The sequence below is a fragment of the Halanaerobium saccharolyticum genome (assembly GCF_004362045.1).
Classification (GTDB): Bacteria; Bacillota; Halanaerobiia; order Halanaerobiales; family Halanaerobiaceae; genus Halanaerobium; species Halanaerobium saccharolyticum_C.
In genome coordinates this window covers 24,289-38,440 of the sequence record NZ_SNWX01000031.1, presented here as the reverse complement: position 1 = coordinate 38,440, position 14,152 = coordinate 24,289, and the positions used below count along the sequence as shown (strand labels likewise).

Here is a 14,152-nt window from a genome sequence, read left to right as displayed (position 1 = left end):
ATATTATTTAATATAAGCTTTAAACTATAATTACTTTTAAGTTTTAACACTCAAAGTATATTAACGTTGGCTTGCTGTTTAATTTTCAAGGTTCAACGCGCTTTCTTTTTTAAACAAAAAGGTTAGCGCCTTGCTCGGGGATTGACCCCTTCGCACAAAATCTCTTTTATAGAACAAATTAATATTTTCGGACTTGCCCATTGAGGGCAGCGAATAATATATTTATTCCTGTTTAGAGATAATGTTTTCTGCTTTTGTTTCTGCCGCATTTATTTATCAGCGACATTTAATATCTTATCAACTGTGCCTCACTTTGTCAAGAACTTTTTAGAAAAACTTTCAAAAGTTTTCTCCGCTTCAAAACTCTGCTTTTTCTCTTATATATAAAGAAAAGAAATATTTGAGCTTCAAAACTTGAGTTCTTTAAATCCCCAGCTTATGATCAATTTATCACTCAATCTTTGGCGGAAATTATTTGTGCGACGCTTATTATCTTATCAATCTCTTTTTGCTTTGTCAAGAACTTTTTAAGATAATTTTGTCGGCCAGAAAATTATGATTCATAACTTTTCAGCGACATACATTATCATAACATCAAACCGCTCTTTTGTCAAGAGTTGAAGAGGATTTTTTGTTAAGATATTAGAAGCAGAAATAATTATTGCTGCAACGTTTAATATAGTAACATTTAATTTATATACTGTCAAGAATTTTTTTAAAAAAATTTAAATATTTTAAAAGAAAACAAAACCCATTCAAGTAAAATTATTGAATGAGCTCTGTTTTCTGAAATCTAAATATAAAATTTTATTTTAAAATCAATAAATAAGCAATCTCTATCTGCTATAAATAATTTATGTGAATAATCCCTGAACAAAATTAAGTGTTGTTCTCCATAATCTAATTACTATATTAGCTCGTTCTATTTTTTGTGGTGCAATAACATCAACAGAGGAAATCACTTCATCTCCACTATAAACTGTTAATTTACCAAGTACGCCTCCTTTTTTAATTGGAGCCTTTAAATCATCTTTAACTTCCACTTCCTGAGAAATTTCACTTTCCTGTCCCTTTTGAACCATTACATATAAATCCTTCCCTACTTCTCCTACTGCAACTTTATCTGCTGATTCAGCCACTGGAATGTTCTGGATTTGATCTCCTGCAGCGGCAATCTGCCTTTTGGAAAAAGCATTAAAACCATAATCCAATAGTCTAATCGTTGCTTCTTCTCTTTCTTGAAGAGTATCTCCCTGCAAAACAACAGAAATTAAACGCGTATCTCCTTTTTTAGCAGTTGAAGCAAGACAAAAACCTGCTTCCTGAGTATGTCCTGTTTTTAAACCATCCATACTCGGATATTTATTAATTAAACTATTTGTATTAACCAGCATGGCTTTCCGATTTGGAAGTTGTATAGTTTCAGTCCAGATTGAAGCCCATTCTAATACCTGGGGATACTTAACTAATTCTCGTGCCATAATAGAAATATCTCGCGCTGTAGAATAATGATTTGCGGTAGGAAGACCTGTAGAATTAGAAAAATTTGTTGAATCCATACCCAATTTTTCTGCTTTATCATTCATCATTGCTATAAAATTACTATATGTACCGGCAATATATTCTGCCACAGCTACACTGGCATCATTTCCGGAAGCAATGGTTACTGCCTTAAGTAACTTTTCCAATTTCACCTGAGTATTGGCGGCCAAAAAAATCTGAGACCCTCCCATTGATTCTGCGTATCTACTAATTGTTACTTTATCATCCAGAGAAACCCTTCCCGCTTCCAGCTTTTCCATAGCAATTAACAAAGTCATTATTTTGGTAACACTGGCTGGTGGTAATTTCCGATCTGCATTTTTCGAAAATAATACCTGTCCAGTTTCCGCTTCTAATAAAATGGCCGAATCTGTCACAACATCAAAAGCTGCTGCTGGTGTTAATATTGCCAAGCAAAATAAAATACTAATAATCGAAATAGTAATAAACTTTCTTTTCATCTTTGATAATCCTCCTGTTGATTGAATTTCTTTTCTTCTTTTTTAGCCTGATTCCAAATTTCATCCAGCTGCTCTAAACTATAATCCTCAAATTCTGCCTTTTCATCAATAATTCTCTGCTCTATAAATTTAAATCTATTTTTAAACTTAGAAATAGTCTTTAATAATGCAATTTCCGGGTTGATCTTCTTAAATCGAGCCAGATTAACTACAGCAAAAAGCAAATCTCCAATTTCAGCTTCCAATTCTTTCTGTTCTTCAATATTTAAATTCTGATCAGCAAATAAGGTATTATCAGGATTAGCTCCAATAATTTCCTTGCATTCCCCAAACTCTTCTTCTATTTTATCAAGCACAGGCTCTAAATTATTCCAATCAAACCCAACTTCAGCAGCAATTTTTTGAATATCATAAGCTTGATTTAAAGCACTCTGTCCCTGATTAAATTTATCCAGCAGAGAATTAAGTTGATTTTTTTCTGATTTTTCCTCCTGCTTAATTTTCTCCCAGTTCCTTAACACTTCTTCAGAACCATCCACTTTTACATCCGCAAAAACATGTGGATGACGACGAATAAGTTTTTCTCTTAAAACTTTTGCTACATCAGCTAAATCAAAATCACTTTTTTCATAGGCGATCTGTGATTCAAATACAACCTGCAGCAGAAGATCTCCCAGTTCCTCTTTAAAAGCCGGAATATCATTTTTTTCCAGAGCTTCTACAACTTCATAAGCTTCTTCAATAATATTTTCTTTTAGTGAATAATAATCCTGTTTTTTATCCCAGGGACAGCCATCTGGACCTCTCAAAACTGACATTACTTCTATTAATTTATCTAATTCTTCCAGAATTAATTTTCGATTTCTGCTATCCAAAGTTTTTCCTCCTTAAAATTGACAACTATGACAATTAAATTATATCAGATAATTATTAAAATATAATTAATCTTTTAAAAAACCCAGTCTTTTTAATAAACGGGCCAGTTTAACTCCAAAAACAGGTATGACAGCCAAATCTCGATATTTAATTTCCTTCAGCAATAATAAAATAACAAAATAAAATAAAGCTGCTGCCGCTACAGTAACAAACATCGTTATCTGATAGGCATAACTAATCTGCTCATTTTGGAGTAGACTAAATAAAAAATCATAAAATAATTTAACAAAAAGCATCATTGAAGCTACTGAAAAGACAGGTTTTAAAATCATTGATTTAACATCAATTATAAAACCACTTTCTTTCTTTACGTAATATAAATTTAAAAAGGCTGCAATTGCAAAACCAATTGTGGTCCCTAAAGCTGCACCTCTAATTCCAAAAGCAGGTACTGCAGTTAGAGTATAATTAATGAAACCATTAAAAACAGCCCCGATCATCAAATTGCGAGCTGGAATAGATGTTTTACCAATTCCATTTAAAATTCCAGTACTGGTCTGCTGAAGAGCAATAAAAACTACTCCCCAGGCAACAAAGCGCAGAGGAACAGCGGCCCCGGGTTCAGCAAAAATTATCTCTGTCAGCGGCTCTGCCAGCAGAAAAAGACCAGCAGCAGCAGGTAAAGAAATTAAAATAGTTAATCTTAAAGCTGTCTGGGTCCGATACTTAATCAACTTTTCCTTACCAAGAGTAAAAGCCTCGGCAATAGATGGCACCAGACTAGCCGATAAGGAAACAGTAATAATGGTTGGAAAGTTAACTAAAGGCATTGCTACAGCAGCAAACATTCCATATAATGCAGTCGCCTCGCTAACCATATAACCTGCAGCCTGCAGTCTGTTGGGAACAAAAATTAAATCAACAAGGCTCATCAAAGGCATTACAAGAGCCCCTAAAGTAATCGGGACACCTAAAAAAACAATTCTTTTAACTACATTTTTAGTACTTAATTCGACTGAATCAGAACCATCCTCTAAAAAACTAAATATTTTTTCTCGTCTTTTTGCATAAATATATAAGAGGATCAAAAGTCCTCCGAAAGCCCCACTGACAGCTCCAAAACTGGCTCCTGCAGCTGCATAATTCAGTCCATAGGGAACTAAAAAGACAACCAGACCTACCATAGTAAACATCCGAATAAATTGTTCTAAAATCTGTGACTTTGCTGTGGGAACCATATCCTGCAGCCCCTGAAAAAAGCCGCGATAAGAAGCCATAATTGAAACTACAAAAATCGCCGGTGAAATTGCCAGAACTGCATAATATGATCTGGGATCAAGTGAAAGAATCGAAATTAAAGGCCTGGCTGAGAGTGCCATAATTATTGAAATTACTAAACCAACTATAAAACTCATCTTTCTGGCAACTTTAAATATCTTATATGCTTCTTTTTTCTTATCAGCTGCTATTTTATCTGCAATCAGTTTGGCCAGAGCAACAGGAATACCAGAACGGGAAACAACCAGTAAAACAGTATAAATCGGATAGGCCATCTGATAAAGTCCCATTCCTTCCGCACCAATGATTCTGGTTAAAATTACTCGATAACCAAAACCCATTACCCGGGCAGCCAACCCGGCCGCTGTCAGAATAGCCGCTCCCTTTATAAAACTACCCTGTTTTGTGTTTTTCGACATTATTTCCACCCTTTTATAATTTCTTATTTTAATTATTTTTCTATAATCATCCAGAATTATATATTTTTAAGATCTTTTAACATTTTTAATAATTGTTTGTCTATATTTTCAGGATCATCAATTTTAATTAGCATCTGTGGTTTTTTAGCAGATTTAATTTTTGTTTTTCTTCTGTATTTTTTGCTGAATTCAACTAATTTACTGCCATCAACTACTTCTGGACTGAGGAATTGACATTTTATTTTGCCGTTATCTTCTTTAATTAAGACAATATTTAATTCAGCAGCTATAAACTTCAGCCTGGCTGTATTAACCAGACGCATTACCTCTACAGGTGGCTCACCAAATCTATCAATTAATTCATCAATAGTATCCAGGGCATCTTCTTCTTTTTCAATAGATTTGATTTTCTTATAAATCTCGATTTTTCTAGCTTCATATTTAATGTAATCATCTGGAATATAAGCATCCAGGCTGAGATCAATTTCCACTTCGATTTTTTCTTGCTCTGATTTACCTTTAAGTTCTTCAATGGTTCCTTCTAATAATTTAGTATATAAAGAAAATCCAACTGCTGCAATATGTCCGCTCTGTTCTGGACCTAATAAATTACCAGCACCCCTGATTTCTAAATCACGCATTGCAATTTTAAAGCCAGAACCAAGAGAAGAAAATTCTTTAATTGCTTCCAGTCTTTTTTCTGCTACTTCTGGCAGAATCCTATCTCTTTCATAGAGTAAATAAGCATAGGCAATCCTATTGGTACGTCCAACTCTGCCTCTTAATTGATAGAGCTGTGATAAACCCATCTTATCTGCATGATTAATAATAATTGTATTAACATTGGGAATATCCAGTCCAGTTTCTATTATTGTTGTACAGACCAGTATATCAAATTTATGATGATAAAAATCATACATTATTTTTTCCAGTCGTTTTTCATTCATCTGTCCGTGAGCAACTGCAATTTTTGCTTCCGGCATTAACTTCTGCAGCTTACCGGCAGTTTTCTCAATATCCTTAACCCGATTATGAACAAAATAAACCTGTCCTTCCCGGGCTAATTCTCTCCTGATTGCACTGGCAATCAGTTCCTTATTATGCTCTTTGATAAAGGTTCGTATCGGATATCTATTTTCCGGTGGAGTTTCTATGAGACTCATATCTCTAACTCCCACTAAAGCCATATGCAGAGTTCTTGGGATCGGTGTTGCTGTCAGAGTTAAAACATCAACATTCCGCTTTAAATTTTTCAGCTTTTCCTTATGAGTAACGCCAAAACGCTGTTCTTCATCAATGATTAATAAGCCCAGATCATCAAAAATAACATCTTTAGACAATAAACGATGAGTTCCAATTAAAATATCTATTTCGCCTTTAATTAATCTTTTTAAAGTTTTACGCTGTTCAGCCGCCGTATTGAACCGACTCAACATCCCTACTCTAACAGGAAACTCCTCAATTCTTTCGGAAAAAGTATTATAATGCTGCTGGGCCAGAATTGTTGTTGGGACCAAAACTGCAGTCTGCTTGCTGTCAAGCGCAGCTTTAAAGGCAGCTCTAATTGCAACCTCAGTTTTTCCATAACCCACATCTCCACATAAAAGTCTATCCATTGGTTTTTCAGATTCCATATCAGACTTAACATCTGTAATAGCTTCTTTTTGATCAGGTGTTTCTTCAAAGGGAAAGGCATCCTCAAACTCCTGCTGCCAGACATCATCTTCAGAAAATTGATAACCTGTCAGAGTTTCTCTTTCAGCATAAAGTTCTAATAAACCAACAGCCATTTCTTCTACCGATTTTTGTACTTTCTCTTTTACTTTTTTCCAATCACTGCTGCCCAATTTATAAAGTTTAGGATTACCAGCATCTGAACCAATATATTTTTGCACAAGGTGGATTTTTTCAGTTGGGACATAGAGTTTATCTTCTCCCGCATATTTCAAAACAAGATAATCTTTATGCTGACCCTGAATCTCTAAAGTTTTAACTCCCAGATATTTACCAATACCGTGATTTTCGTGGACAACATAGTTGCCAGCTTTTAAATCATCAATACTGGAAATTTCAACACCTTCCTCGAAATCTCCAATTTTTCTTTTCTTTTTCTGTTCATTTCCAAAAACTTCTTTATCACTAAAAACTGCAAGTTTTATATCATCAAAAACAAAACCTTCTGCCAGACTATCTGGAAAAATAACAATTCTGCTTTCATCAAAATTATCGCCAACTACAAGGTTTTTCTCTTCCAGAAACATTTTGACTCTTCTTTTTTTGCTGGCAGAGTTGAGGGTGATTGCAATTCTATATTTTTTCTGCAGAAGTTCCATAATCTTATCACTGAACAATTCCAGCTGTCCGTGAAAAGGTTCTAGAGATGACGTATTAAAGTGAATATCATTTTCTGCAGCCTGCTGATCCTCAAATTCTGATTTAATATCAACTACTCGGTTTTTGGTAATTTCTGTTTCAAATTCATTTTCCGTAATAAAGTTATCCAGATATTCAGGAAAAACCATTCCCTGTTCTAAAAGACGGGTATGGGTTTCAGTGATTTCCTGATAATACTCATGGGTTAACTGCTCCATTTTATGAGGACGGACAGCAAAAATGATACTTGCTTCTAAATAGTCAAAGAAATTAGCAGTTTCCTCATAATAAAAAGGTAAAAACTGCTCAAAGCCCGGAAAGCGATGTTTTTCTTTTAAATCTTCCAGCATTTTTTTAGCTTTTTCCCTGAGATAAGATGCTTCCTCCTGATAATTATTTGCCATAAGTTTTGCCACAGCATTAGAATATGCTGCTTCCAGTTTAGGATAGGCTCTGTTAACAACATCTTCATCAATAACTAAATTTGCAAAAGGTGGAATTGTTATCTGGGCCACTTCTTTTTTGGAACGCTGAGCCGTTAAATCAATTTTACGAATTGAGTCAACTTCATCTCCAAAAAGCTCAATTCTAAAAGGCTGCTCATCTAAAAGTGTAAAAACATCAATAATTCCACCACGAATACTATATTGTCCTGGAGCCTCAACCATTTCCTCCCTTTTATATCCCAGAGCAAAAAGCTGCTGCCTTAGTTGATCAACATTAAGCTCACTTCCAGTTTTGATATTTATACTTTTACTTTGATAAATATCTTTAGGTGGTAATTTTTTAAAAACAGCAGCTGGAGTTGTTAAAATAATTTTCTTTTTCTGATCAATTGAAAAAACAAGCTCTGTCAGAACTTTAGTCCGCTCACTCATTGTTGTGAGATCAGGCATTAACTGTTCATGAGGAAGTATTTCTTCTTCCGGAAAAACTAAAAACTCATCTTTCCCGATCAGACGAATTAAATCTTCCTGCATCTGCTGTAGATAATAATTATCCGGCAAAAAGAAAACTATATCCTTTTCTGCTTTTTTTAAAAAATTAACTGCAAAATAAGAAATTCTACTTCCACTCAAGCCGCTAATTGACTGGGTAGAAGCATTTATATTTTTCGCAATTTTTTTAAATTTTTGATTTTCTAATAATAAATCTTTAAAATTCATCTAAATACTGCTCCTTAAACAAAGAATCTTTTAATAAAGAATTTTTTCTTTATTTTATATTTTTATACATTTTTCACTTTTCACTGAAAAAATGGCAAAATAGCCCCTACATGAGATGTACGGGCTTCTTATCCATTATACTTATTCATTGCTTTCGTTATATTTTCTTTTAACATCAATTCAACTGCAGAAGCAGCTTCTTTAACAACTCGCTTTGAAATATCTTTTTCTTCACCCTGAAAAGTAGTTAAAACAAAATCTGGCACCGGTAAATTTTCTGGCGGCCTACCAATTCCAATCTTTAATCTTTTAAATTCATTAGTCCCCAGATTATTGATAATAGATTTTATTCCATTATGGCCTCCACTACCTCCGTTTTGTTTAAACCTCATTCTGCCAAGTTCGAGGTCTAAATCATCATGAATTACCAGCAAATCATCAGGCTCTATTTGAAAATAGTCCATCAGTTTAAAAATAGGTTGACCACTTGTGTTCATATACTTCATGGGTTGAAAAAGTATAATCTTTTCTCCACCAAAGAAAAAATCACCCACAAGACCATCAAATTTATAGCTGCTGTTAACTTTAAATCTATCTGCTAACTCCGAAATAACCATAAACCCTATATTATGTCTGGTAGAATCATATTTTTCGCCTGGATTTCCAAGACCAGCAATTACTTTCAAGCTTTAAACCTCCATTAATGAAATGAAGCGCAGCTGTTCAGGCCGCGCTCAATTTCTTCACTAAAATTATTCCCAGGGCTCTGGTTCGTCTGCCCCTTCTTCTCCTTCTTCGCCTTCTTCTTCTTCCTCTTCGCCGATAACTTCTGGCTCTAAGAATTCTTCTTCTTCCTCTTCTACCTCTTCTTCGATAAGTTCGGTAGGTGTAACAACAGTTACAATAACTTCGTCACTGTCTGTTACCAGATCAATACCTTCAGGAAGTTCAAGATCAACTACAGATAAAGATTCTCCAACCTCAAGTTCAGAAATATCAATTGTAATTTCTTCAGGAATTTCTGCAGGTAATGCATCAATCTCGATTTCGCGTAAGAGCTGCTGTAATACTCCACCATCGCGAACTCCAGCTGCTTCTCCTTCTAAATGCATTGGCACAGAAACAGTAATTTTTTCATCCATAGAAATAAATTGAAAATCTACATGAAGCAGATTACGCTTGATTACATCTTGCTGATAATCTTTAATAATTACAGTTGCTTCGTCTTCTTCTCCATCTTCTCCGACAAAAGTCAGATCAAAGATAGCATTTGAATGGAGAAGCTTTTCGATATCCTGTGGATCCATTTTAATAGACCTTGGATCATTTCCTCTTCCATAAACAACACCAGGAATAAGTCCGTTTCTTCTTATTTGACGGGCTACTCCCTTTCCAGTTTCAGACCTCAATTCAGCTTCAATAGAATGTTTCTCCATGACTATCCTCTCCTTGCATAAATTAAATTTTAAGCCAGATTAAACTATAACCCTGGCAAATCTACGATAATAAGACATAACAAATTTTATTATAACATCAAAGCTCATTTTGAGCAAGTGTTTTAGAAAAATTATTTATCAAATTATCCCTTAAAATAAGACACTTACAGATAAATCTTTAAAAATACGATCAATAGCCTCTCCTACCAGGGGCGCAACAGAAAGCACTTCAAGATTATCAAGATTATGTTCTTTCTGGGCAATTGTGTTGGTCACAATTATTTTTGTAATCGGTGCCTTTTTTAAACGTTCCACTGCGGGCCCAGAAAATAAAGCATGAGTTCCACAGGCATAAACATCTCTGGCTCCCTTTTCTTTGAGAACCTCAGCTGCTGCTGAAATAGTACCTGCTGTATCAATTATATCATCAAGTAAGATAACATTTTTACCATCTACTTCTCCAATCACATTCATAACCTCTGCCACATTGGGTTTAGGTCTTCTTTTATCAATAATTGCCATTGGAATATTCAGACTCTCAGCAAAAGAACGAACTCTTTTGACAGAACCAACATCTGGAGCAACAGCAATCAGATTTGAACGTTCAAAATCTTTAAAGTAATCGACCATTATTGGCGCCGCATAGAGATGATCAACCGGGATATCAAAAAACCCCTGAATTTGAGGAGCATGAAAATCAATTGATAGAACTCTACGGGCCCCTGCCTCAGTTAATAAATTAGCAACCAGTTTAGATGTGATTGGATCCCGGGGCCTTGCTTTTCTATCCTGTCTTGCATAGCCATAGTAGGGAATTACCGCGGTTATTCGTCTGGCAGATGCTCTTCTTAAGGCATCAATAATTACCAGCAGTTCCATTAAATTTTCATTCACAGGAGGTGAGGTTGGCTGAACTACAAAAACATCGGCACCTCGAACAGTTTCATAAGTGCGAACGCCAATCTCTCCATCTTTAAATCTTGTTACATCAGCATTAACCAATTCTGTTCCCAGATAATCACAAAGATCCTGAGCTAATTCAGGATGTGAGTTTCCTGCAAATATTTTTAACTGTTCACTATAACTGGACATTTTTTGACCTCCTGGTTTATTTCTTTTCATTATTTAGTCTTCCTGCTTTTGAGATTTATAAATTCGAGCAGGAACCCCCATTACAGTATCACCAGAATTAACATCTTTAGTTACAACTGAACCAGCAGCTGTTTTTGCCTGGTCACCAATTGTTAATGGTGCAATTAAAATAGAATCACTGCCAATAAAAGCGTCTTTTCCTACTTTTATCTGGAATTTATTTTCCCCATCATAATTAGCAAATATTGTACCAGCACCTATATTGGTTCTCTCACCAATTTCTGCATCTCCTGCATAACATAAATGAGGTACCTTGGCTCCACTTTTAACTGTAGTCTTTTTCAATTCTACAAAGTCACCAATCTTACAGTTATCTTCCACTATTGAACCAGGTCTTAAATAGGCAAATGGACCAACATTAGTTCCATCCCCAACTTTACTTTCCTTTATAATAGTATTAGAAAGAATTTCTACATTCTTCCCGATAATTGCATTTTTTAATTTACAGTTCTGATTAATAACAGTATTTTTAGCTACTTTAGTTTTACCTTCCAGATAGTTGAAAGGATAAATTGTGACATCCTGTTCAATTTCCACTTCAGCATCGATAAAAGTAGTCTCTGGATCAATTATTGTAACACCATTAGTCAGATGCTGATCAATAATTCTACTTCTTAATATTTGTTCAGCTTCAGCCTGCTGTTTCCTGCTGTTGATTCCAATTATCTCATCGGCATCCTGAACAGTATATGTATTAATCTTCTTATTTTTATTTACAGCAAATTCTATAATATCAGTTAAATAATACTCCTGCTGAGCATTATTATTATCCATGTTTGCTATAAAATCCTGCAGCAGTTCACTATCTATACAGTTTACACCACTGTTAACTTCTTTTATCTTTTTTGTTTCTGGAGCGGCATCTTTCTCTTCTACAATAGCAGTTAAATTTCCTTCCTGATCTTTAACAATTCTACCATAACCCTCCGGGTTATCAAAAAATGCTGTCATTACTGTTAAGTCAGAATTATTCTGCTGATGTTCTTTTACAAATTCAGCTATGGTTTCTTTTCTCAGTAAAGGTGTATCTCCATAAAGAACCAAAACTGCACCTTCATGTTCTGCAATATAACTTTCTGCCTGTTTTACAGCATGACCTGTTCCCAGCTGCTCAGATTGAACTACATAATTTAAATCCCACATATCTAAATCTTCCAGTTCTGCCTGCACTTTTTCTTTCTGATGACCTACTACATTAACAATTTTGCTGTTCAGACCATCTAAAGTGTTTAAAACATGTTTGATTATTGGTTTTCCAGCAACCGGATGTAAGACCTTGATTTTATCTGATTTCATCCTGGTACCTTTACCGGCAGCCAGAATAATACTTAAAAGATCTGTCATCTACAATATCCTCCTTTTAATAAGGAATATATTCTCCTCTATCAATAAAAATTATAACCAGACACTATTAGTCCATCATAGTACTTTAATCGCTTGAAGTATAACAGAGAAAAAAGCTTTTGTCAAGAGTACAAATCCAGCAGAAAAATAACACTACTCTGCGCAGAGTAGTGTTATTTAAACGAAATATTAAACTAAAGTTAGAAATTATAATTAAGCACTTGCCAGCAGCTCATCAAATTTCTCCAAAACTTCGTTTTCCATTAGATCCCTCAGCTTAGCGGAAATTGGGAAACAGACATCCTGATAGTCTCCGTTCCTCTTTCGTCTTGCAGGCATTGAAAGAAAAATTCCGTTCTTACCTTCAATAACCCGCATATCCCGGACAACAAAAGAGTCATCAAAAGTCATCGTTGCATAAGCCTTGACCATACTTCCATTAATCTCCACCGGATAAACTCTGACATCTGTAATTTTCATAAATACACCGCCTTTGGAATTATTTGTTAATACCATTATAATTCCATTAAATGTAAATGTCAAGGCTTATTTGTTCATTTTTTCAATAAATTTCCATAATTCATCTTTTTCTGGTATTTTGAATTCCTTTTTTACTCCTTTTTCTTCTATATAAACGCCATCTTTAATCAATCTTCCTACTCTCATTATCACAATCTCATTTTCTGCAAAAACTGACTTTAGATCAACATCTGGAGGAGCAGCCATTAACATAGCACCAGAAGAAATTAGAGCAGCCGGATCTAGATCTAATTTACTGCAAATTTCTTCTACTTCAGGCTGCAACGAAAACTTATCCTTTTCAATTATAAATCCCAGTTCAGAGGCGGCAGCCATTTCTGCTATTGCTCCATAAACTCCACCCTCAGTTACATCATGCATCGCCTTAACCCCATTTTTGCGGGCTATTCTGCTTTCGGGGATTACACTTAAAAGCTTTAAATATCCAGAAACTTTAGCAATAGCTTCACTGCTAACACCCTTTTTTATTAAATGATCCTGATAATCACTGGCCAAAATATAACTTCCTTCAATCCCCATTCCTTTAGAAATGTAAAGAATATCTCCAGCTTCCGCAGCAGAACTGGAAGTTAATTCAGCTTTTTTAGCCTTTCCCAGAGCAGTAACGGTAATTATTGGCTTTTGAACCAGGTCCGTAATTTCCGTATGACCACCCAGCACTTCGATATCCATTGTTTTTGCGGTACTTACTATTTCTTTCATTAAATCTTCGGCCTTTTTTTCAGCCAGAGCAGGAGGTAATAATAAGACAACCTGAATTCCAAAAGGTTCAGCTCCAGCTGCTGCTATATCATTACAGGCAACATTGACAGCCAGATAACCAGCATTTTTTTCGGCACCTGTTATCGGATCAGACGACACTACTAATAACGAGTCTCCCAGATCAATTACTGCACTATCCTCACCCGGGCCAGCCGGGACCATGACATCAGAACGAAAATGTTCTATTTTCTCCAGTATTGTTTTCTTTAATTTATTTCCTGACATTTTACCAATTTCCAAAACTATCACTTCCCAAAATAATTATCCAGATGGTGAGAAAGAGGAATAGCTAAAACTCCTCCAATTAACATCTGGGCAAAATCAATTCCGATCTCAGGTAAAACGACTGCCCAGCTCAACAAAAATCCTTTGGCCAGTGCATAACCTAAAATCATAAGATTACCACCAACAATTATTGCAAATATTTTTCTGTCAAATTTTTTGTCCTGCTCCTGACTTGCAATCTTACCGACAACCAGTCCCTCTAAACCCTTGATCACAAAGGTAAAAGGAGCCCAGATTGAATAACCCAGAATTATATCCATTAGAGCAGATCCGACACCACCTGCAATTCCTCCGGCTTTAGCTCCAAAGGTTAAGGCAATTGTATAGATTGCTACTTCCCCCAGATTGAAATAAGAACTGCTGGGACCTGGTATATGCAGATAAGTGGCCACAGCCGTGAAAGCAATGAATAGGGCTAAAAAAGATAGTGATCTGGTGTCAAGACTGCTCAATTTAATTTTCTTTAAATGTTCCTGAATATTTTCTCTACCTTCCATGCTTAATCCCCCCAACTTAAA

At 35.2% G+C, this 14,152-nt stretch carries 11 protein-coding genes; all 11 read right to left on the bottom strand.

Features of this window, described 5'->3' with window-relative positions; genetic code table 11:
• Window positions 1-854: 854 nt before the first annotated feature.
• The 11 genes from DFR79_RS13760 to DFR79_RS13710 all read right to left on the bottom strand — a co-directional run bounded on the left by DFR79_RS13760 (window position 855) and on the right by DFR79_RS13710 (window position 14,131).
• A complete protein-coding gene (locus DFR79_RS13760; protein ID WP_133516053.1) occupies window positions 855-2,003 on the bottom strand; it encodes a D-alanyl-D-alanine carboxypeptidase family protein in 1,149 nt (382 codons plus the stop codon).
• The gene (mazG, locus tag DFR79_RS13755; protein ID WP_133516052.1) at window positions 2,000-2,878 is read right to left on the bottom strand and encodes a nucleoside triphosphate pyrophosphohydrolase; all 879 of its coding nucleotides are present in this window, start codon (window positions 2,876-2,878) and stop codon (window positions 2,000-2,002) included. Before mazG ends, DFR79_RS13760 begins: the two co-directional genes overlap by 4 nt.
• 66 nt (window positions 2,879-2,944) lie before the next feature.
• Complete coding sequence (locus DFR79_RS13750) at window positions 2,945-4,576, bottom strand: putative polysaccharide biosynthesis protein (RefSeq protein WP_133516051.1); 1,632 nt, start codon at window positions 4,574-4,576, stop codon at window positions 2,945-2,947.
• Window positions 4,577-4,632: 56 nt separating this feature from the next.
• Complete coding sequence (gene mfd, locus DFR79_RS13745) at window positions 4,633-8,115, bottom strand: transcription-repair coupling factor (protein WP_133516050.1); 3,483 nt, start codon at window positions 8,113-8,115, stop codon at window positions 4,633-4,635.
• Between the two features lie 128 nt (window positions 8,116-8,243).
• Window positions 8,244-8,801 carry an aminoacyl-tRNA hydrolase gene (gene pth, locus DFR79_RS13740; RefSeq protein WP_133516049.1) on the bottom strand — a complete coding sequence of 186 codons (558 nt, stop codon included), beginning with the start codon at window positions 8,799-8,801 and terminating at the stop codon, window positions 8,244-8,246.
• A gap of 66 nt (window positions 8,802-8,867) precedes the next feature.
• Window positions 8,868-9,551 (bottom strand): 50S ribosomal protein L25/general stress protein Ctc, encoded by a 684-nt coding sequence (locus DFR79_RS13735; RefSeq protein ID WP_133516048.1) that lies wholly within the window; start codon window positions 9,549-9,551, stop codon window positions 8,868-8,870.
• 150 nt (window positions 9,552-9,701) lie between these two features.
• Window positions 9,702-10,643 carry a ribose-phosphate diphosphokinase gene (locus tag DFR79_RS13730; protein ID WP_133516047.1) on the bottom strand — a complete coding sequence of 314 codons (942 nt, stop codon included), beginning with the start codon at window positions 10,641-10,643 and terminating at the stop codon, window positions 9,702-9,704.
• Window positions 10,644-10,676: 33 nt separating this feature from the next.
• A complete protein-coding gene (gene glmU, locus DFR79_RS13725) occupies window positions 10,677-12,047 on the bottom strand; it encodes a bifunctional UDP-N-acetylglucosamine diphosphorylase/glucosamine-1-phosphate N-acetyltransferase GlmU (protein WP_133516046.1) in 1,371 nt (456 codons plus the stop codon).
• Between the two features lie 213 nt (window positions 12,048-12,260).
• Entirely contained in the window at window positions 12,261-12,527 is a 267-nt protein-coding gene (locus DFR79_RS13720; RefSeq protein WP_133516045.1) for a SpoVG family protein, read from the bottom strand.
• Between the two features lie 66 nt (window positions 12,528-12,593).
• Entirely contained in the window at window positions 12,594-13,598 is a 1,005-nt protein-coding gene (locus DFR79_RS13715) for an AIR synthase family protein (protein WP_243727805.1), read from the bottom strand.
• Window positions 13,595-14,131, bottom strand: coding sequence for an ECF transporter S component (locus tag DFR79_RS13710; RefSeq protein ID WP_133516043.1), 537 nt, complete (start codon window positions 14,129-14,131; stop codon window positions 13,595-13,597). The genes DFR79_RS13715 and DFR79_RS13710 overlap by 4 nt, the downstream gene beginning before the upstream one ends.
• Window positions 14,132-14,152: the final 21 nt, after the last annotated feature.